Below are 20,209 nucleotides of genomic sequence, written 5' to 3' on the forward strand. Positions count from 1 at the left end.
CGCATCTGACCCACGGGGTCACGGTGGCCGAGGGGGCGCACGAGGCCCGTGTGAAAGGTGCGCTCCGTGCGGCGGCGGAGAGGCGGCGCGCACGCCGCGACGCCGGTGACGGGGGCGGGCGTACCGCGGCGCGCCGGACCCACTGAGCCGGTCGCGCGCCGTGGCCGCGTACGGCGGCACACCGCTACCGTCGAGGGTGACGGAGAGGGCGCCCACCGTCGTGCGTCCCCTCGGATCCACAGGTCCCCTGCTAAAGGTGGGATACGTGAAGGCCATTCGTCGGTTCACCGTGCGTCCCGTCCTGCCCGAACCCCTGCGACCGCTCAGCGACCTCGCCCGCAACCTGCGCTGGTCCTGGCACACGGACACCCAACAGCTGTTCCAGGCTGCCGACCCGGAGGGCTGGCGGCCCGCGGACGCCGACCCCGTGCGCCTGCTCGGCGCCGTCTCCGCGGCCCGCCTCGCCGAGCTGGCCGGCGACCAGCACTTCCTGCGCCGGCTCACCGAGGTGTCCGGCGACCTCCAGGAGTACCTCGGCGGCCCGAGGTGGTACCAGAACCAGCTCGCCCAGGGCGCGGAGCTCCCCGCGGCCATCGCCTACTTCTCGCCCGAGTTCGGGGTGACCGCCGCGCTGCCGCAGTACTCAGGAGGACTCGGCATCCTGGCCGGCGACCACCTGAAGGCCGCCAGCGACCTGGGCGTGCCGCTGATCGGCGTCGGGCTGCTCTACCGGCACGGATACTTCCGCCAGAGCCTGTCCCGTGACGGCTGGCAGCAGGAGCACTACCCCGTCCTCGACCCCAACGAGCTGCCGCTCACCCTCCTGCGGGAGACCGACGGCACCCCCAGCCGGGTGGTGCTCGCACTGCCCGGCGGCCGCTCGCTGTACGCCTCCGTCTGGCAGGCCCAGGTCGGCCGCGTCCCCCTGCTGCTCCTGGACTCGGACGTCGAGGAGAACGCGCCGGGCGAGCGCGACGTCACCGACCGGCTCTACGGCGGCGGCAGCGACCACCGGCTGCTCCAGGAGATACTGCTGGGCATCGGCGGGGTGCGCGCCGTGCGCACCTACTGCCGGCTGACCGGGCACGCGGCCCCCGAGGTGTTCCACACCAACGAGGGGCACGCCGGATTCCTCGGACTGGAGCGGATCAGGGAACTCGTCGACTCCGGGCTCGACTTCGACGCCGCCCTGGAGGTGGTGCGGGCCGGTGCGGTCTTCACCACACACACCCCGGTGCCCGCCGGGATAGACCGTTTCGAACGCCAGCTGGTGGCCCGTCACTTCGGTGACGACGGTGAGCTGCCGGGCGTCGGCGTGGAGAAGATCCTGCGCCTCGGTATGGAGACCCACGAGGGCGGTGAGCCGGGCCTCTTCAACATGGCGGTCATGGGACTGCGGCTGGCCCAGCGCGCCAACGGCGTCTCCACGCTGCACGGAGCCGTCAGCCGGGAGATGTTCTCCGGGCTGTGGCCGGGATTCGACCCCTCCGAGGTGCCGATCACCTCGGTGACCAACGGCGTGCACGCGCCGACCTGGGTCGCACCCGAGGTGCTGCGCCTCGGAGCCGGCGCCTTCGGCTCCGAACGGGCGGAGAACGCCCTGGCCGGAGCCGAGCTCGGCGCCACGGACAGCGACGGGAGCGGACAGACCGGCACGCCCAGGCGCTGGGACGCCGTGAACTCCGTGCCCGACCGTGAGATCTGGGACCTGCGCAGGGGGCTGCGCGAGCAGCTCGTCGCCGAGGTGCGCAAGCGCCTCTACGCCTCCTGGCGGCGGCGGGGCGCCGGCACCGCCGAACTCGGCTGGATCGACGACGTGTTCGACCCCGACGTGCTGACCATCGGCTTCGCCCGCCGGGTGCCCTCGTACAAGCGCCTGACGCTGATGCTGCACGACCGGGACCGGCTGCGGGAGCTGCTGCTGCACCCGACGCGCCCGATCCAGATCGTCGTCGCGGGCAAGGCCCACCCCGCCGACGACGGCGGCAAGCGGCTGATCCAGGAACTGGTGCGGTTCTCGGACGACCCGCGGGTGCGACACCGCATCGTCTTCCTCCCGGACTACGGCATGGGCATGGCGCAGAAGCTCTACCCGGGCTGCGACGTCTGGCTCAACAACCCGCTGCGCCCCCTGGAGGCCTGCGGGACCAGCGGGATGAAGGCGGCGCTCAACGGCTGTCTCAACCTGTCCGTGCGGGACGGCTGGTGGGACGAGTGGTTCGAGCCCGACTTCGGCTGGGCGATCCCCACCGCCGACGGCTCCGCCACCGACGAGGAGCGGCGCGACGAACTGGAGGCGAACGCCCTCTACTCACTGATCGAGGACCGGGTCGCCCCGCGCTTCTACGACCGCGACGCCGATGACCTGCCCGAGCGGTGGATCGAGATGGTCCGCCGCACCCTGGTCACCCTCGGCCCCAAGGTCCTCGCGGGCCGCATGGTGCGCGAGTACGTCGAGCGGCTCTACGCCCCCGCCGCGCTGGCCCGCCGGGCACTCCAGCCCGCGGCCGCCCGCGAGCTCGCCGCCTGGAAGTCCAGGATCCGCGCGGCCTGGCCGCAGGTGGCGGTCGACCACGTGGAGGCCACGGCCGACACGGTCGTCGGCGGTTCCGCCGAGCTGGGGTCCACCCTGGCGCTCCGGGTCCGGATCTCCCTGGGCGGCCTCGACCCGGACGACGTCGAGGTGCAGGTGGTCGCCGGGCGGGTCGACTCCGGGGACGCGATCGCGGAGGCCCAGACGTACCCGCTCAAGCCGGCCGGCGGCCACGACCTGGAGGACCGCTGGCTGTACGAGGGCCCGCTCGCCCTCGACCGCACGGGCCCGTACGGCTACACCGTGCGCGTCCTGCCCTCGCACCCGCTGCTCGCCTCGGGTGCGGAGCTCGGCCTGGTCGCGGTGCCGAACGCGTCCACGGGTGACGGCGGAGGCGTACTCCTGCGCTGAACCGTTCCCCTCCCGTGGGCCCGGCGCGTGTGTGCGCGCCGGGCCCACGGCGCTGCCCGGCGGTCCCACCGTGAAACCGGCAGGGGTGTTTTCGCCGTGATCTCGCTAACATGACACCCCTGCCGGTGCTGTCCCGCAGCCACCGACGAGCGAGGCGTTCCCCCGGACGCGAGTGGAGGTCGGCACGGTGAACCGCGGCGGAGGCCGAGCGAGGCGCCTGACCCGTCGGCTGGCCGCGCGGGGTGGCACCTCACGGCGCCTGCCCGTCCCCCGGTCCGAGCCGGTGGGCCCGCGCGGTGACCGCTTCACCACCGCTGCCCGGATGCGCTGGCTCAACGCGGCGGGCACCCGGATCGGTACGAGCCTCGACCTGGAGCGCACGGCCGAGGAACTGGCCGCCTACAGCGTCCCGAGGCTGGCCGACGGTGCCGCCGTGGACCTGCTGGAGTCCGTGCTGCGCGGCGAGGAGGGCGAGCGGGTCACCGGCGCCGCGGTGCCCGTCACCCGCGCCATGGCGGTCCGGACCGTCGACTGGCTGAAGGGGCTGGAGCCGTCACCCGTGGGCGAGGTGGTCGACCTCCGTGAGCGCCGCGAGACGCTTCTGACCACCGAGTGCCTCCGCAACGGACGGCCGGTGCTGGTCAGCCGGATGACCTCGCAGGACTACGAGAGCGTCACGCCCACGGCGAGCGCGGCGGTGGCCATGCGGCGCCAGGGCGTCCACAGCTACATGGCCGTGCCGCTGACCGCGCGCGGTGTGCTGCTCGGGTCCGCCGACTTCGTACGAGCCGGGGACAGTCCGCCGTTCAACCGGGCCGACCTGGACCTGGCCGGCCAACTGGCCTCCATGGCAGCGGTTTTCATAGACAACGCGCGGCTCTACGGACGTGAGCGCGAGCATGTCGTCTCGCTCCAGCGCTCCCTGCTCCCGCGTGCCACCCCCCGCACACCGGGGCTCGGGGTGCACGCCCACTACGTGCCCGCCCTCGACGCGCACGGGGTGGGCGGCGACTGGTACGACGTGGTGGCGCTGCCCGGCGGGCGTACGGCCCTGGTCGTCGGCGACGTCACCGGCCACGGGCTGCCCGCCGCCGCCACGATGGGACGGCTGCGGGCCGTCGCCCGCACCCTCATGACCTTGGACATCGCCCCCGACAGGGTGCTGGCCCGGCTCGACCTCGCCACCCGGGACCTGGAGGACGACCAGGTCGCCACGTGTCTGTGCGCGGTCTACGACCCGGCGGACTCCAGCTACACGATCGCGAGCGCGGGCCATCCGCCGCCGCTGCTGGTGGACGCGGGCGGCACCGCCCGCTACCTCGACGTACCGGTCGGGGCGCCGCTGGGGGCCGGGGTCATCCCGTACGACCCGCTGCGGCTGCGCGGTCCGGTCGGCGGCCGGCTGGTCCTCTACACCGACGGGCTGATCAAGACGCGGACCGACGACGTGGACGTACAGCTGGAGGGGCTGCGTACGGCTGTGGCCGCGATGCCGCTCGAACTGCTGGACAGCGGAGGGCCGTTGACCGCGCCGCGGCACGACGACGGCCGGTTCGACGAGGCGGTGCTGCTGGTCGCGGGCGGCCACGAGCTGTCGCCCGAGGAGAGGCTGCGGGAGTGGGACCTGCCCGCTGAGGGCAATCCGGCCTCCGTCGCCCGGAAGCTGGTCACGGAGCAGCTCGCCCGTTGGGACCTGGCCGACCTGGCGGACGTGACGGAACTGGTCGTCAGCGAACTGGTCGGCAACGCCCTGCGGTACGGCGGCGGGCCGGGCCGGCTGAGGCTGCTGCGCGACGAGCGTCTCGTGGTGGAGCTGGCCGACACCGGCCCCGACCTGCCGCAGATCCAGCACGCGGACGTCAGCGACGAGGGCGGCCGGGGACTCCAGCTCATCAACCTGCTCTGCCGCAGCTGGGGTTCGTGCCGCACGACCACCGGCAAGGTCGTCTGGGCCGAGCAGAACCTTCCGGGCTGAACCCCGGGACAGCGCAGCACGGCCCCGGGGAGCGAGCTCCCCGGGGCCGTCGGATTCTTCCGGTGCGCCGTCCGGGGACGCCTGCTCGGCGTCCCCGGACGGTGCTCAGAAGGTGAGCTTGACGCTGTTGAAGGTGCCCGTGTCGCCGGAGTAGGCGTCCTGGACCTTCAGGTTCCAGGTGCCGTTGGCCACCTCGGACGAGGCGTTGACCGTGTAGGTCGCCACCACGTTGTCCGCGGAGTCGCTCGACGAGGAGTTCTTCAGCCGGTACGCCGTACCGTCCGGGGCGACCAGGTCGAGGACGAGGTCACCGCGGTAGGTGTGCGTGATGTTGACCGCCACCGAGAGGGTGCTCGGCGCGTTGCCGGTGACGCCGCTGACGACGACCGGGAAGTTGGTGGTGCTGAGGTCGGCGATGGCCTTGACCGTCGTGTTCTGGAAGACCTTGCCACCCGGGTCGGTGCCGCCGCCGGGACGGGAGCCGACCGCGATGCCGGCCCACGCGTTGGCGACCGCGGTGTACTCGGCGCTGGTGGCGCCGTACAGCTCGGTGGCAACCGCCAGGGTGCCCGTGCGGGCCGCGGCGTAGTTCGTGGTCGTGGTGAACTTCGTGGTGAGCGCCTTGAACCAGATCTGCAGCGCCTTGTCCCGGCCGATGCCGGTCACCGGGAGGCCGTCGGAGGTCGGGGAGTTGTAGGACACCCCGTTGACGGTCTTCGCGCCGCTGCCCTCGGAGAGCAGGTAGAAGAAGTGGTTCGCCGGGCCCGAGGAGTAGTGGACGTCGACCGAGCCGATGCCCGAGTACCAGGAGTCCTTGGACGCCCCGTCCTTGCTGGGCTTGTCCATGTAGCGCAGCGGCGTACCGTCGCCGTTGATGTCGATCTTCTCGCCGACGAGGTAGTCGCCCGGGTCCGTGGTGGTGTTGGAGTAGAACTCCACGCCCGCCGCGAAGATGTCGGAGGTGGCCTCGTTGAGACCGCCCGACTCACCGCTGTAGTTGAGGCCTGCGGTGTTGGAGGTGACGCCGTGCGTCATCTCGTGGGCCGCCACGTCCAGCGAGGTCAGGGGCGCGAGGTTGCCGCTGCCGTCGCCGTACGTCATGCAGAAGCAGCTGTCGGACCAGAACGCGTTGACGTAGCTGTTGCCGTAGTGCACCCGGGAGTAGGCGCCGACGCCGTTGCCCTTGATGCCGGTGCGGCCCATGACGTTCTTGTAGAAGTCCCAGGTCTCCGCGGCCCCGTAGTGCGCGTCCGCGGCTGCCGTCTCGGTGTTGGACGCGCTGCCGTTGCCCCACACGTCGTCGGCGCCGGAGAACAGGGTCCCGGTGCCCGAGGTGCCGCGGTTCAGGTTGTACGTCTTGTGGCTGCCGCGCGCCGCGTCGGTCAGGTTGTACGAACCCGAGCTGCCCGAGGTACCCAGCGTGACCTGGCCGCTGTACTGGGTGTTGCCCGTGCCGGTCTCGATGGCCTGCCACTCGTACAGCTTGGCGCCGGACGAGGCGTCCGTGACGACGTGCAGCTCGTTCGGCGTGCCGTCGTGCTGGAGGCCGCCGACCACGGTCTCGTACGCGAGCTGCGGGGTGCCGCTCGCCGCCCAGACGACCTTGCGCGGGGCCTTGCTGGCCTCGGTGCTCTTCGAACCGTCCGCCTTGGCCGCGGTGAGTGCCTGCTTCTCGGCGGTGGCCGGCGCGACGTCCGCCGTGGTGCCGACCGCCTTCAGCTGCGTTCCGGTCGCCTTCGAGGCCTTGGTGACGCCCTGCGTCGCTCCGGCCTTCGACTCGGCCACGACCAGGTCGCCGCCGAGGACGGGGAGCCCGCCGAGCGTGCGCTCGTAGCGGGTGTGCGTGGTGCCGTCGACGTCCTTGACGACGTCCCGGACCACGAGCTGCTCCGTGGACCCGAGGCCGAGCTCCTTGGCGGTCTCCGCCTTGGTGGAGTTGGCCTCACGGAGCAGCTCCGCGCGCTGGGCGGGGGAGAGCTTCGCGGGGAGCGCGCCGGGATCGGCGCCCTTCACCGCGGCGGCGGGGGCCGCGGTCGCGCTGTCGGAGGCGGCCGTTGCGGCACCGCCCTGCATTCCGACGGCGAGGAGTGCTGCTGCGGCAATCAGAGCGCCGGTCGCGGTGGTACGACGGCTGGGCGTGGGTCTCACGCGGACTCCTTCTGCGAGGGGGGTTCACGGCCGACTGGGTGAGCCGACCGGCAGAGCAGGCGGTGCGCGGAACGGGGGAAGAGTGCCAGCAGAAGTGTGTGCGTGTCAGGACCGCGTCAACAGATTGGCCGGAAGTCGTCCGTTGCCGGAAGTGCGGTGTTCGTTAAGCGGACGTTTCGTTGTGTGTCATACCGGTGCTGTATGGGAGGTCGCGGACCGTCGTGGGGCCTGAAATCGCAGGGTGCGTTGAGATTCCGTTCGAATTTCCGTCGTTCGAACAGGAATGCGCGAACGGAGGGCGGACCACGGGCTGAGACGGCGCGGAACTGTGGCCAGTTCCGCGCCGTCCCGGTGGCCCGAAGGCCCACGGCGCCACCCGCGACGGCCGCACCGCGGGTCGTCGGCGCGGGTCCGTGGCGAACGGAGCCGTGGACCACGGGCCGGCACGGCCTTCCGCGCGGGCGGCGGCACCCGCCGAGGCCGTCAGGCCAGGCTCTCCCGCCACGCGCGGTGCAGACCCGCGAACCTGCCCGTCCCGCCGATGAGTTCGGCCGGGGAGCCGTCCTCCACCACGCGCCCCCGCTCCATCACCAGGACCCGGTCCGCGATCTCCACGGTCGACAGCCGGTGGGCGATCACCACAGCCGTGCGACCGTGCAGCACGGTGTCCATCGCCCGCTGCACCGCCCGCTCGCCCGGCACGTCGAGCGAGCTCGTGGCCTCGTCGAGGATGAGTACCGCGGGATCCGCGAGCAACGCGCGTGCGAAGGCCACGAGTTGTCGCTGCCCGGCGGAGATCCGGCCGCCCCGCTTGCGTACGTCGGTGTCGTAGCCGTCGGGCAGGGAGCTGATGAAGTCGTGCGCCCCGATGGCCTTCGCCGCATGCTCGATCTCCTCGGGCGTCGCGTCCGGACGCCCGATCGCGATGTTCTCGGCGATCGTCCCGGAGAACAGGAACGCCTCCTGGGTCACCATCACCACGCCCCGCCGCAGCTCGTCCGTCGCCAGGTCGCGAAGATCTGTGCCGTCGAGCAGCACGCTGCCCTCCGTCGGGTCGTAGAAGCGCGCCAGCAGTTTGGCGAGCGTCGACTTGCCGGCACCGGTGGAGCCGACCACGGCCACGGTCTGGCCCGCCGGGATCGTCAGACCGAAGCGCGGCAGGACCTCGCCACCCGTCCGGTAGGCGAACCGCACGTCGTCGAACGTGACCTCGCGGCCCGGGTGCCCACCGGCGGCGGGCGGCAGCGCCCTCGGGGCGAGCGGCTCGGGGACCGTGGGCGTCTGGGCCAGCAGCCCCGCGATCTTCTCCAGCGAAGCCGACGCGGACTGGTAGGAGTTGAGGAACATCGCGAGCCGGTCGATCGGGTCGTAGAGCCGGCGCAGATAGAGCACCGCGGCGGCCAGCACGCCGAGGGCGAGGGTGCCCGACGCCACCCGCTGGGCGCCCCACAGGACCATCGCGGCCACCGCGGTGTTGGCGACGAGCCGGGAGCCGACGACGTAACGGGCCATCTCCAGGAGGGCGTCGCCGTTCGTCCGCTCGTGGCGGTGGTTGAGCACGGCGAAGTCCCGGTCGTTGACGCGCTCCCTGCGGAAGGCCTGCACGGGGCGGATCCCGTTCATCGTCTCGGCGAACCTCACGATGACAGCGGCGATCGCCGACGAGCGCGCCGAGTAGGCCGAGGCCGCCCGGCGCTGGTAGTTCCGCACCAGCAGGTACAGGGGGACGAAGGAGGCCACCGCGATGGCTCCGATGCCGAGGTCGAGCCAGAGCAGCATGAGGGAGATCGACACGAACGACAGGACCACGCCGATGAGTTCCTGCAGTCCCTCGCTGAGCAGCTCTCGCAGGGACTCCACGTCCGTCGTCGACCGGGAGATCAGCCGTCCCGAGGTGTAGCGCTCGTGGAAGTCCACGCTCAGTGCCTGCGCGTGACGGAAGATGCGGCCGCGCAGGTCCAGCAGCACGTCCTGGTTGATCCTCGCCGCCGCCCTGATGAAGGCGTACTGAAGGAGCCCCGCGCCCAGCGAGCACACCGCGTACCCGGCCCCGACGGCGGCCAGCGGGCCGTAGTCGTGGTCGCGGAACGCGGGCACACCGCTGTCGATGGCGTACGCCACGAGCAGCGGCCCCGCCTGCACGGCGGCCTGCTGGACCAGCAGCAGGAGGCAGGCCACGACCACCCTGGCCCGCATCGGGCCGAGCAGGGACGTCAGCAGCGCGCGGGTGGCGCCCCGGGGGGTGGGCAGGGAGTCCCCGTCGAAGGGATCCCCGTCCTCCGGGACCCGGCCCGGTCCTTCGCCGGGCAGGTCCTCGTCGGCGACGGCGGGGCCGTCGGCAGTCGTACTGGTCATCGGGTGCCGCCCTCCTCGGGGACGAGAACACCGGCGTCCTCACGGGCACCGGACATCAGCCAGGCGTACTCGGCGCTGGTCCGCAGGAGTTCCTGATGGGTGCCGACGGCGCTGATCCGGCCCTCGGACAGCAGCGCCACCCGGTCCGCGAGCATCACCGTGGACGGGCGGTGGGCGACGACCACGGCGGTCGTCTCCTCCAGCACGCGGCGCAGGGCCGCCTCCACCAGGGTCTCCGTGTGCACGTCCAGGGCCGAGAGCGGATCGTCGAGCACCAGGAACCTGGGTGCTCCGACCACCGCACGGGCCAGCGCGAGACGCTGCCGCTGGCCGCCGGACAGGCTGAGCCCCTGCTCCCCGACCTGGGTGTCCACGCCCTGCGGGAGGTCGTGCACGAAGTCGGCCTGTGCGACCGACAGGGCCCGGAGCAGATCCTGTTCGCCCGCGCCCTCCGCACCCATCAGCACGTTCTGTCCGACGGTGGCGGAGAAGAGGGTCGGCTCCTCGAAGGCCACCGACACCAGCTCACGCAGCCGGGGGCGCTCCATGGAGGCGATGTCCTCGCCGTCCAGCAGGATCCGGCCGCCTGTGACGTCGTGGAGCCTCGGCACGAGCGCGGTCAGGGTCGTCTTCCCGCAACCCGTCGCCCCCACCAGGGCCATCGTCTCACCGGGCCGGATCCGCAGGTCGATCCGGGCGAGGACGGGCGGTGAGCCGGGCTCGGCGTCCGGATAGCGGAACTCCACCCCCTCGAAGACCATGCCGTCCGCACCCCGGGTCGCCCCGGCCCCCGCGTCCTTCCCGCTCCCAACGGTCCTCCCGGCCGCGCCGTCCGGACTTCCGGGTGCCGGCTCCTCGGCGACGTCCATCACCTCGAAGAAGCGGTCGGCCGCCGTCGCCGACTCCTGGCTGATCGCCAGCAGGAACCCGATGGACTCGACCGGCCAGCGCAGCGCCAGAGCCGTCGTCAGGAAGGCCACCAGCGTGCCGGCCGACAGTTCGCCGTCCGCCACCTGGACCGTGCCGAGCACCAGGGCCGCTCCGATGGCCAGCTCGGGGATGGCGGTGATGAGCGCCCAGATACCGGCGAGCAGCCGCGCCTTGCCCAGCTCCGTGCCGCGCAGCCGCCGGGCGAGGGCGCGGAAGGCCAGTGCCTGGCTGCGGTTGCGGCCGAAGCCCTTGACGATACGGATACCGAGCACGCTCTCCTCGACGACCGTCGTGAGATCGCCGACCTGGTCCTGGGCCCTGCGGGCCACCAAGGAGTACTTCGTCTCGAAGACGGAGCACAGGATCATCAGAGGCACCGCGGGAGCCAGCAGCACCAGCCCCAGGGACCATTCCTGAACGAACAGGATGACGAAACCGACCAGGATCGTGGTGCCGTTGACCAGCAGGAAGGTCAGCGGGAAGGCCAGGAACATCCGCATCAGCATCAGGTCCGTCGTGCCCCGCGAGAGCAGCTGCCCCGAGGGCCAGCGGTCGTGGAACTCCACGGGCAGGCGCTGCAGATGGCGGTAGAGGTCGGCGCGCATCGACGCCTCGACACCCGCCAGCGGCCTGGCCACCAGCCACCGGCGCAGCCCGAACAGCCCGGCCTCCACGATCCCCAGCAGCAGCAGCCAGAGGGCTCCCAGCCACACCCCGCCCGGGTCGCGCCGGGCGACGGGACCGTCCACCATCCACTTCAGGACCAGGGGGATCACCAGGGCGAGACAGGAGGCCAGAACCGCCACGAGGGCGGCACCGAGCCAGCGCTTACGCACCGGTCTGACATAGGGCCACAGCCGCAGGAGGGAGCGCACGGCGGACCGGTCCGTGTGCTCTGCAGGTTTTTCGGGCATCAGGAGCGAGCCTATGGTTCACCACTGACATCGCTCACCTGGTTTTCCGGTCGGATCGTCCGGGTCGCAGCGGTGCGTCAACCGATCGGCCGATGCCCGCCGGAGCGGTACGGCGGATACCGGCCCGGCCCGCCCGCCGGAACACTTGCGGGCATGGCGATCATCGAAGTGAACGGGCTGTGCAAGGCCTACGGGGGGCGCACGGTCGTCGACGGCGTGGGCTTCGCCGTCGAGGAGGGGGAGATCTTCGGGATCCTCGGCCCCAACGGGGCGGGCAAGACCACCACCGTCGAATGCGTGGAGGGACTGCGGGTCCCGGACGCCGGCACGGTCCGGGTCGCGGGACTGGACCCGGCTGTCGACCGGGACGAGGTGACCGCGCTGCTCGGCGCCCAGCTCCAGGAGAGCGAGCTCCAGCCCAAGCTGACCGTACGCGAGGCCCTGGAGCTCTACAGCGCGTTCTACCCGGCCCCCGCCGACCGGCGTGACCTCGCGGGACGCCTCGGTCTCGACGGCCATCTGGACCGCCGCTTCGCCAAGCTGTCCGGTGGCCAGAAACAGCGGCTGTCCATCGCGCTCGCGCTCATCGGGAACCCGCGCGTGGTCGTGCTGGACGAACTGACCACCGGCCTCGACCCGCGTGCCCGGCGCGACACCTGGCGGATCGTCGAGGAGATCCGGAACAGCGGTGTGACCGTCCTGCTGGTCACCCACTTCATGGAGGAGGCACAGCGGCTCTGCGACCGCGTCGCGGTCATCGACAAGGGCCGTCTCGTCGCGCTCGACACCCCCGGCGGACTGGTCGCAGGGGCGGCGGGATCGACCGCCATCTCCTTCACCCCGTCCGAGCCGCTGCCGTACGCCGAACTCGCGACCTTGCCCGGTGCCGTCTCCGTCGAGGTGACCGAACCCGGCGCCCGGGTGGTCATCCAGGGCACCGACGACACCGCCAACGCCGTCATCACACTCCTCGCCCGCCGCCGCGTCACGGCCCGGCGACTGCGCGTCGCCGAGGCCGGCCTGGACGACGTCTTCCTCGACCTCACGGAACAGGCCTCATGACCATGACCGCGACCGTCCGCACGAACGCCGCCGCGCCCCGTCCCGCCCCGACCGCCGCCGTCCTCAGGGCGGAGACACGGCTCTTCCTGCGTGAGCCGGGCAGCCTGTTCTGGATCCTGGTCTTCCCGACCGCCCTGATGACGATCCTCGGCCTCATCCCTTCCTTCCGGGAGAATGACGACGCCCTCGGCGGCCGCAGCGTCATCGACCTGTACGTACCGGTCGCCGTCCTGCTTGCCATGATCATGGCCGGGCTGCAGGCCATGCCGCCGGTCCTCACCGGATACCGCGAACGCGGCATCCTGCGGCGGATGTCGGCCACGCCTGTGCGCCCTTCCGCCCTGCTGACCGCGCAGATCGTGCTGCACGGCGTGGCGTCCCTCGGCTCCGCCGTGCTCGTCATCGCCGTCGGCAGGATCGCCTTCGGCGTGCGACTGCCCGAACAGGGGGCCGGTTACCTGCTGTCCCTGCTCCTCGCCGTCGTCTGCGTCCTCGGCCTCGGCGCGACCATCTGCGCGCTGTCCCGCACGTCCAAGGTCGTGACCGCCGTCGGCTCGGTGGCCTACCTCCTGATGATGTTCACCGCCGGGGTCTGGGTGCCGGTCTCGACGATGCCGGACCTGCTCCGCCGCATCGTCGAGTTCACCCCCTTCGGCGCCGCGTCGCAGGCCCTCGACCAGGCTGCCTCGGGCGACTGGCCCGGATTCGCGCACCTCGCGGTCATGCTGGTGTGGGCCGCGCTGCTCGGCGTCGTGTCGACCCGGCTCTTCCGCTGGGAGTGACCAGGGCTCCGGGCGGGGGAGACTCGACCAGGGGCGTGACGGGCGGCGCGGGTCGAAGGAGGGGGAGCGGCACGATGGGCGGCGGCACCACGGTCGAGCAGCGCTGGGGGCAGTTCTACCGCTACGGGCCGTACACGCTGCTCTGCGTCGCCTCGCTGATGGCCGTGCTCTCCGCCGGCCTCGTCGGGATGTCCCGGGGGGACGGGTACGCGGCCGGGGCGCTCGTCGTGGCGGCCTGCACCCTCCAGGTGTGGTGGGGCCGGACCCGGCCGAAGGTCCCGGTGCGGTCGCCCGCGGCCCGGGTCTACTACGTCCTGCGGACCCTGATCGCCTTCGCCCTGTGCTGGTGCAACCCGTTCTTCTCCATCTACGCGATCGTGGGCTACTTCGACGTCGGGGAGCTGCTGCCGAGACGGCTCATGCGCGCCGGGCTGCTGTGCACCGCCGCCACCATGGCCGGTTCGCAGTCCGGCGGCGGCATGCCGCCCGCCTCCCTCACCAACTGGGCTGCCTTCGGCGCGCTGTTCGCCCTGCACTCCTCGCTGGCCCTGGTGTTCGGCAACCTCAGCGACCGCGAGGCGGAGAGGACCCGGCACCAGAGCGAGACGATCACCGAACTGGAACGCGCCAACACCCGCCTCGCGCAGGCCCTGGAGGAGAACGCCGGGCTGCACGCCCAACTCCTCCTCCAGGCCAGGGAGGCAGGGGTGGCCGACGAACGGCGCCGGCTCGCAGCCGAGATCCACGACACCCTCGCGCAGGGCCTGACCGGGATCATCGCCCAGCTCCAGGCCGCCACCTCCACCGCGGACCCCTCCCTGGCCGGTGAGCACCTCGACCGGGCGGCGGGCCTGGCACGGCACAGCCTCGGGGAGGCCCGCCGCTCCGTGCAGAACCTGGTTCCCGCGGCGCTGGAGCACGACGACCTGCCCGGAGCACTCGGGAAGACGGTCACGCGATGGGCGGAGCGGACCGGGGTGCGCGCGGAGTTCACCGTCACCGGATCGGTCGAGCCGCTGCACGACGAGGTCGGCGCCACCCTGCTGCGTATCGCCCAGGAGTCCCTGGCCAACACCGCGCGGCACGCCTCGGCGACCCGGGCCGGCGTCACCCTGTCGTACATGGACGGCGAGATCACCCTGGACGTACGCGACGACGGGTGCGGCTTCGACCCCGCCGCGCTGCCCCCGCCCGGCGGCACCGGCGGCTTCGGGCTCGGCGGGATGCGGGCGCGCGCCGAACGCGTCGCGGGGCGCGTCACGGTGGAGGCGGAGCCCGGTCTCGGCACCGCCGTCTCCGCCCGGTTGCCCCTGGTCCGCCGTGTCTGAGGGCCGGTACGCTGGGCGCGACATGACCGATGCCCCGGACACCGCGCGCACCATCACCCTCGTCGTGGTCGACGACCACCCGGTCGTACGGGACGGTCTGCGCTCCGTGTTCACCTCGGCGCCGGGCTTCGAGGTGCTCGGCGAGGCCGCCGACGGGGTGGCCGCCGTCGCCCTCGTCCGCCGCACCGACCCCGACGTCGTCCTGATGGACCTGCGGATGCCGGGCGGTGGAGGCGTGGCCGCCATCGCCGAACTGACCCGGCTGGGTGCCCGGTCCAGGGTGCTCGTCCTCACCACCTACGACACCGACTCCGACACCCTCCCCGCCATCGAGGCCGGTGCGACCGGATACCTGCTCAAGGACGCTCCCCGCGAGGAGCTCTTCACCGCCGTACGCGCGGCGGCCGACGGCCGCACCGTGCTCTCACCCGCCGTCGCCTCCCGCCTCGTCGCACGGGTGCGCGCCCCGGCGGGTCCCGGCAACGAGTCGCTGTCCGCGCGCGAACGCGAGGTGCTCGGCCTCGTCGCCCGCGGTACGTCGAACCGTGAGATCGCGGCCGGGCTGTTCATCAGCGAGGCGACCGTGAAGACGCACCTCACCCATGTCTTCGCCAAACTCGGCGCGAAGGACCGCGCCGCGGCCGTGGCCGTCGCCTACGAGCGCGGCATCCTCGGCTGAACCCCCTCACCCCGTCACGCGCAGCAGGAGCAGCGACCTCCCCGGCACGGTGAGTACCGAGCCGCCCGGGTGTGCGGTTCCGGGGGCCGTGGACTGTTCGTCGAGCGAGGTGTCCAGGACCAGTTCGTACGCCTCGGCCCAGGGCGGACCGGGCAGGCGGAAGTCGGTGGGCCGGTGGTCCGCGTGCAGGACGGCCAGGAAGCTGTCGTCGGTGATCTGCCCGCCCCGGGCGTCACGGCCCGGGATGTCCCGCCCCGACAGGTAGAGGCCGAGCGTGGCCGCCGGCGCGTACCAGTCGGCCTCCGTCATCTCCGTACCCTGGGAGGTGAACCACGCCAGGTCCCGCAGGCCGTCCGGGGCCTGGGGCGTCCCGGCGAAGAACGCGCGTCGCCGCAGCACCGGGTGGCGGTGCCGCAGGGCCAGCACCCGTGCGGTCAGCTCGGTCAGCTCCCGCCACTCGGGCTGCTCCAGCAGGGACCAGTCCAGCCAGCTGACCTCGTTGTCCTGGCAGTAGGCGTTGTTGTTGCCGCCCTGCGTACGCCCCATCTCGTCGCCCGCGACCAGCATGGGCACACCGGTCGACAGGAGCAGCGTGGTCAGGAGGTTGCGCAGCTGCCCGCGGCGCAGTGCGTTGACGTCCGGGTCGTCGGTCCCGCCCTCGGCCCCGCAGTTCCAGGAGCGGTTGTCGTCCGTCCCGTCGCGGTTGCCCTCGCCGTTGGCCTCGTTGTGCTTCTGTTCGTAGCTGACCAGGTCGCGCAGGGTGAAGCCGTCATGGGCGGTGACGAAGTTGACGGAGGCGTACGGCCGCCTGCCTCCCCAGGCGTACAGGTCGCTCGACCCGGTGAGCCGGTAGCCGATGTCGCGCACGTCGGGCAGCGCACCGCGCCAGAAGTCCCGTACGGCGTCTCGGTAGCGGTCGTTCCACTCGGTCCACAGCGGCGGGAACGCGCCCACCTGGTACCCGCCGTTGCCGACGTCCCACGGTTCCGCGATCAGCTTGACCCGGCGCAGCACCGGGTCCTGGGCGATCACGGCGAGGAACGGGGAGAGCATGTCCACGTCGTGCATGGAGCGGGCCAGCGCCGCCGCCAGGTCGAAGCGGAAGCCGTCCACCCCCATCTCCGTCACCCAGTACCGCAGCGAGTCCGTGATCAGTCGGAGGACCTGCGGCTGCACCACGTGCAGGGTGTTGCCGCAGCCGGTGTAGTCGGCGTAGCGGCGCGCGTCCGGGGCGAGGCGGTAGTAGCCGCGGTTGTCGATGCCGCGCAGGGACAGCGTCGGGCCGAGCTCGCCGGCCTCCGCGGTGTGGTTGTAGACCACGTCGAGGATGACCTCGATCCCCGCGTCGTGCAGGGCGCGCACCATCTGCTTGAACTCGCCGACCTGCCCGCCGGCCGTGCCGCTCGCGGCGTAGCCGGCGTGCGGGGCGAAGTAGCCGATCGAGTTGTAGCCCCAGTAGTTGTGCAGTCCGCGCCGCAGCAGATGGTCCTCGTGGGCGAACTGGTGGACCGGGAGCAGTTCGACGGCCGTCACCCCGAGGCGCCTGAGGTGGCCGATGGCGGCGGGGTGGGCGAGCCCGGCGTAGGTGCCGCGCAGTTCCGGCGGGATGTCCGGGTGCAGTCTGGTGAAGCCGCGGACGTGCAGCTCGTAGATGACGGAGTCCGCCCACGGCGTCTTCGGCCTGCGGTCCTCCGCCCAGTCGTCGTCGTCGTGCACGACGACGGCCTTGGGAACGAAGGGCGCGGAGTCGCGGTCGTCGCGCACGGTGTCGGCGACCTGCTGGTCGGGCCAGTCCCTCACGTGGCCGTACACCTCGGGCGGCAGGGTGAACGAACCGTCCACCGCGCGTGCGTACGGGTCGAGGAGCAGCTTGGCCGCGTTCCAGCGGGCCCCGGTCCAGGGGTCCCAGCGGCCGTGCACCCGGTAGCCGTACCGCTGTCCCGCCTCCGCGCCGGGGACGAAGCCGTGCCAGATCTCGTGGGTCAGCTCGGTCAGCGGCAGCCGGGTCTCACGGCCCCGCTCGTCGAAGAGGCAGAGCTCGACGGCCTCGGCGCCGCCGGCCCAGAGGGCGAAGTTGGTGCCCGCCACACCGTCCGGGCCGACCCTGAAGCGGGCACCCAGAGGCATCGGGGCCCCCGGCCATACGGGTGGTTCGTCCGGCCCGCTCCCCGGGGCCGGCCGGTGGGCCAGGACCCTCCCCGTCGTACGCGGTGCTTCCTCCTGCTCGGCTGTGCTCGACACCTGTCGGCCTCCTGCGGCTCGTCGGAGCGGCCACCCGCAGAAGGAGTACGCCGCGTCCCTGCGGCGGCCTTCCTGATGGTGTCCTCACCCCTTGTTCTGCCCACCGGCGGGCCCGCACTCACGTTTCCCCGGAGGACCCCTGTCGTTGGGGGAAGCGTGAACCACGTAGCGAAGAGAGCACGGGCGGGTTCGACCGCCGTGCTGACATGGGCAGGACTGGTCACCGTGCTGGCCGTACTGACGGGCTGCACAGGTACGACGTCGTTCTTCGGGGACGACCGCTCACCCGGGGACGCCATCCGGATCGTTCCCAAGGACGGTGCCGAGAACGTCGGCGCGGACAGCCGGCTGGAGGTCACCGTCCCCGACGGCCGGCTCGAACGGGTGAAGGTGACACGCACCGAGGACGCCGAGCACCGGGAGGTGCCGGGGCGTATCGCCGAGGACGGCCGTTCCTGGGCTCCCCGGGAGAAGGACCACCGGCTGGGGCTGGCGGGGAAGTACAGCGTCGAGGCGGTCGCCGTCGACGGGGACGGCCACCGCTCCGCCCGCAGCACCACCTTCACGACCCTGGTCCCCGAGGACCGCTTCATCGGCTACTTCAAGCCGGAGAACCGGTCCACGGTGGGCACCGGGATGATCGTCTCCTTCGACTTCAGCCGGCCGGTCAGCAACCGTGCCGCGGTGGAGAGGGCCATCCGGATCACCACGGAGCCCGAGGTCGAGGTGGCCGGCCACTGGTTCGGCAAGGACCGGCTCGACTTCCGCCCCGCCGACTACTGGGAGCCGGGGACGGAGGTCACCGTCGACGTGGGCCTCCGCGACGTCGAGGGCGCGCCCGGCGTCTACGGCAGCCAGCGGAAGAAGGTGGCCTTCCGGGTGGGCCGTTCGCAGACGTCGTTGGTGGACGTCGGGGCGCACACCATGGAGGTGCGCCGCGACGGCGAGCTCGTCAGCGCCGTGCCGATCACGGCGGGCGCGGCGAAGACGACGACGTACAACGGGAAGATGGTCGTCTCCGAGCTGCACGACGTGACCCGGATGAACGGTGACACCGTCGGCTTCGGCGGCGAGTACGACATCAAGGACGTACCCCACGCCATCAGGCTGACGAAGTCGGGCACCTTCCTGCACGGCAACTACTGGGAGTCGCCCGACATCTTCGGCTCGGAGAACACCAGCCACGGCTGCATCGGGCTCCGCGACGTGAAGGGCGGCAGCTCGGAGACCCCGGCGGGCTGGTTCTTCGAGCGGACGCTCGTGGGCGACGTGGTCGAGGTGGTCAACTCCACCGACCGGACCGTCGCACCGGACAACGGGCTCGGCGGCTGGAACCTCGACTGGCCCCGGTGGAAGGCGGGCTCCGCACTGCGCTGACCACCGGTCCGACCTGCGCGGGTCCCGGAGAACGGCTCTCCGGGACCACCGGGCCGAGGCTCGGGCGGACTTGGGACGGAACAGTGACATCCCGGGGGGAGTTCCCCCCGCGTGCGGTGTGATTGTCTTGCCGTGAGCGTGCGTGCACAGCGCGGGGAGTGCGGGCCATGGCGGGGCCAGGCCGCGCGAGGGGAGACGACCACATTGAACGGGCATCCGATATCGGAGGCAGGGACCGGCACGGGCGGGGAACGGCGCGGGCGCAGAGCCCCCGGACTCCTGGCACTGGCAGTGGGATCGCTGTTGCTGGTGACCGCGTGCGGCGGAGCGGAGACCACCGGAGCCGCGGACGGCAAGGGGGCGGGCGCGAAGGTCGACGACACCAGCGCCTCGCAGGCGGTGGTGACCATCGCGCCCAAGGAGGGCGCCGCCGACGTGGCGACCAGCGGGGCGCTCAAGGTCTCGGCCGCGCAGGGCAAGCTGAGCGCGGTGAAGGTCGCCGACCCCAAGGGCAAGGAGGTCGGGGGCAGGATCGCGGCGGACGGCCTGAGCTGGGCGCCCGACCGTCATCTGGCCGCCGCCACGAAGTACACGGTGCACGCGGTCGCCAAGGACGCCAGGGGCCGCCAGTCGGCTAAGGACACCACCTTCACGACGCTGGTCCCGCAGAACACCTTCATCGGGCAGTACACCCCGGAGGACGGCTCCACGGTGGGCGTCGGCATGCCGGTGTCGATCCACTTCACCCGGGGCATCACCGCCCCCGAGGACGTCGAGAAGGCGATCACCGTCACGGCCGAGCCGGCCGTGGAGATCGAGCCCCACTGGTTCGGCAACGACCGCCTCGACTTCCGCCCCGAGAAGTACTGGGCGGCGGGCACGAAGGTGACCCTGCGCCTCGACCTGGACGGCGTCGAGGGCCGGCCGGGTGTCTACGGCAAGCAGGCCAAGACCGTGAAGTTCACCGTCGGCCGCAGCCAGGTCTCCACGGTCGACGCGAAGTCGCACCGGATGAAGGTCGTCAGGGACGGCGAGCAGATCAAGGACATCCCGATATCCGCGGGCGCGCCGTCGACGACCACGTACAACGGGCAGATGGTCATCAGCGAGAAGCTAAAGGTGACCCGGATGAACGGTGACACCGTCGGCTTCGGCGGCGAGTACGACATCAAGGACGTCCCGCACGCCATGCGGCTCTCGACCTCGGGCACCTTCATCCACGGCAACTACTGGGGCGGGTCGGGCATCTTCGGTTCTACCAACACCAGCCACGGCTGTGTCGGCCTGCGGGACGTGCGCGGCGGCTGGGACGGGAAGACCCCCGCCGCCTGGCTCTTCGACAACTCGCTGATCGGCGACGTGGTGATCGTGAAGAACTCCAAGGACAAGGTCATCCAGCCGGACAACGGCCTCAACGGCTGGAACATGGACTGGTCGGAGTGGGTCGAGTAGTTCCCGCCGTACGGCGGATGTG

Annotated in this window: 12 protein-coding genes; 8 read left to right on the forward strand and 4 right to left on the reverse strand. The window is 72.0% G+C overall.

Annotated elements, in window-relative coordinates:
- Positions 1 to 265 precede the first annotated feature (265 nt).
- Positions 266 to 2,944 (forward strand): alpha-glucan family phosphorylase, encoded by a 2,679-nt coding sequence (gene glgP / locus AB0I83_RS07835; protein WP_363303971.1) that lies wholly within the window; start codon positions 266 to 268, stop codon positions 2,942 to 2,944.
- A gap of 187 nt (positions 2,945 to 3,131) precedes the next feature.
- Complete coding sequence (locus tag AB0I83_RS07840; protein ID WP_363303972.1) at positions 3,132 to 4,919, forward strand: SpoIIE family protein phosphatase; 1,788 nt, start codon at positions 3,132 to 3,134, stop codon at positions 4,917 to 4,919.
- 105 nt (positions 4,920 to 5,024) lie between these two features.
- On the opposite strand, the gene AB0I83_RS07845 is transcribed toward AB0I83_RS07840, so the two are convergent.
- The 3 genes from AB0I83_RS07845 to AB0I83_RS07855 all read right to left on the reverse strand — a co-directional run bounded on the left by AB0I83_RS07845 (position 5,025) and on the right by AB0I83_RS07855 (position 11,266).
- Positions 5,025 to 7,067, reverse strand: coding sequence for a M4 family metallopeptidase (locus tag AB0I83_RS07845; protein ID WP_356530966.1), 2,043 nt, complete (start codon positions 7,065 to 7,067; stop codon positions 5,025 to 5,027).
- Positions 7,068 to 7,550: 483 nt separating this feature from the next.
- Positions 7,551 to 9,422 carry an ABC transporter ATP-binding protein gene (locus AB0I83_RS07850; protein WP_363303974.1) on the reverse strand — a complete coding sequence of 624 codons (1,872 nt, stop codon included), beginning with the start codon at positions 9,420 to 9,422 and terminating at the stop codon, positions 7,551 to 7,553.
- Positions 9,419 to 11,266, reverse strand: a complete 1,848-nt coding sequence (locus AB0I83_RS07855) for an ABC transporter ATP-binding protein (RefSeq protein ID WP_363303975.1) — start codon at positions 11,264 to 11,266, stop codon at positions 9,419 to 9,421. Before AB0I83_RS07855 ends, AB0I83_RS07850 begins: the two co-directional genes overlap by 4 nt.
- A 153-nt stretch (positions 11,267 to 11,419) precedes the next feature.
- Between AB0I83_RS07855 and AB0I83_RS07860 the strand changes: the two genes are divergently transcribed.
- From AB0I83_RS07860 to AB0I83_RS07875, 4 genes are all read left to right on the forward strand, one after another.
- On the forward strand, positions 11,420 to 12,328 hold the full coding sequence (locus AB0I83_RS07860) for an ABC transporter ATP-binding protein (protein ID WP_363303976.1): 909 nt from the start codon (positions 11,420 to 11,422) through the stop codon (positions 12,326 to 12,328).
- Positions 12,325 to 13,110: an ABC transporter permease gene (locus AB0I83_RS07865; RefSeq protein WP_363303977.1), complete on the forward strand. Its 786-nt coding sequence runs from the start codon at positions 12,325 to 12,327 to the stop codon at positions 13,108 to 13,110. The genes AB0I83_RS07860 and AB0I83_RS07865 overlap by 4 nt, the downstream gene beginning before the upstream one ends.
- A 74-nt stretch (positions 13,111 to 13,184) precedes the next feature.
- Positions 13,185 to 14,438: a sensor histidine kinase gene (locus AB0I83_RS07870; protein WP_363303978.1), complete on the forward strand. Its 1,254-nt coding sequence runs from the start codon at positions 13,185 to 13,187 to the stop codon at positions 14,436 to 14,438.
- Positions 14,439 to 14,460: 22 nt separating this feature from the next.
- The gene (locus tag AB0I83_RS07875; protein WP_356530974.1) at positions 14,461 to 15,117 is read left to right on the forward strand and encodes a response regulator transcription factor; all 657 of its coding nucleotides are present in this window, start codon (positions 14,461 to 14,463) and stop codon (positions 15,115 to 15,117) included.
- 6 nt (positions 15,118 to 15,123) lie between these two features.
- Here AB0I83_RS07875 and glgX read toward each other — a convergent pair whose 3' ends face one another.
- Entirely contained in the window at positions 15,124 to 17,244 is a 2,121-nt protein-coding gene (gene glgX, locus AB0I83_RS07880; RefSeq protein ID WP_363304092.1) for a glycogen debranching protein GlgX, read from the reverse strand.
- Positions 17,245 to 17,514: 270 nt separating this feature from the next.
- Between glgX and AB0I83_RS07885 the strand changes: the two genes are divergently transcribed.
- Together AB0I83_RS07885 and AB0I83_RS07890 are read left to right on the forward strand one after the other, a co-directional pair.
- Positions 17,515 to 18,735 carry an Ig-like domain-containing protein gene (locus AB0I83_RS07885; RefSeq protein ID WP_363303979.1) on the forward strand — a complete coding sequence of 407 codons (1,221 nt, stop codon included), beginning with the start codon at positions 17,515 to 17,517 and terminating at the stop codon, positions 18,733 to 18,735.
- A gap of 204 nt (positions 18,736 to 18,939) precedes the next feature.
- Positions 18,940 to 20,187, forward strand: coding sequence for an Ig-like domain-containing protein (locus AB0I83_RS07890; RefSeq protein WP_363303980.1), 1,248 nt, complete (start codon positions 18,940 to 18,942; stop codon positions 20,185 to 20,187).
- Positions 20,188 to 20,209 lie beyond the last annotated feature (22 nt).

Origin of the sequence: Streptomyces sp. NPDC049970 (genome assembly GCF_040660235.1) — a bacterium.
Lineage (GTDB): Bacteria > Actinomycetota > Actinomycetes > Streptomycetales > Streptomycetaceae > Streptomyces.

Excerpts from the sequence above, each read along its gene's own strand:
- AB0I83_RS07865 (WP_363303977.1), top strand. The coding sequence starts at position 12,325 with ATGACCATGACCGCGACCGTCCGCACGAACGCCGCCGCGCCCCGTCCC.
- glgX (WP_363304092.1), bottom strand. The coding sequence starts at position 17,244 with ATGCCTCTGGGTGCCCGCTTCAGGGTCGGCCCGGACGGTGTGGCGGGC.
- AB0I83_RS07875 (WP_356530974.1), top strand. The coding sequence starts at position 14,461 with ATGACCGATGCCCCGGACACCGCGCGCACCATCACCCTCGTCGTGGTC.
- AB0I83_RS07860 (WP_363303976.1), top strand. The coding sequence starts at position 11,420 with ATGGCGATCATCGAAGTGAACGGGCTGTGCAAGGCCTACGGGGGGCGC.
- AB0I83_RS07850 (WP_363303974.1), bottom strand. The coding sequence starts at position 9,422 with ATGACCAGTACGACTGCCGACGGCCCCGCCGTCGCCGACGAGGACCTG.
- AB0I83_RS07855 (WP_363303975.1), bottom strand. The coding sequence starts at position 11,266 with ATGCCCGAAAAACCTGCAGAGCACACGGACCGGTCCGCCGTGCGCTCC.
- AB0I83_RS07870 (WP_363303978.1), top strand. The coding sequence starts at position 13,185 with ATGGGCGGCGGCACCACGGTCGAGCAGCGCTGGGGGCAGTTCTACCGC.